The 239-nt window shown below is 69.5% G+C and carries 1 protein-coding gene; it reads right to left on the minus strand.

Annotated elements, in window-relative coordinates; translation table 11 throughout:
• On the minus strand, positions 1-207 hold a 207-nt coding region (locus SB773_RS34385), incomplete at its 3' end, for a hypothetical protein (RefSeq protein ID WP_410595005.1).
• Positions 208-239: the final 32 nt, after the last annotated feature.

The following is a 239-nucleotide window of genomic DNA, read 5'->3' on the forward strand; positions in this document are numbered from 1 at the left end:
CTGCGCGACGACGATCGCCAGCGATCCGTCCGGGCGGATCACGACGCTGCTCAGGCTCATGGTGAACGGGACGTCGTCGCTGCGCATGGCGATCGTGCCGTCGAACAGCGACTGCACCGTGACCTTCAGGTGGGCGACGCCGACCATCCGTCCCGTGGTCCAGCTGTTGTCGCCGGGCTGCAGGCGCACGACCGGGTAGGTGACCATCGACCAGGCGGGGTCGCCCTGGACGCGGTCGT

Source organism: Bacillus sp. SIMBA_074 (assembly GCF_046534555.1).
Taxonomy (GTDB): domain Bacteria; phylum Bacillota; class Bacilli; order Bacillales; family Bacillaceae_G; genus Bacillus_A; species Bacillus_A mycoides.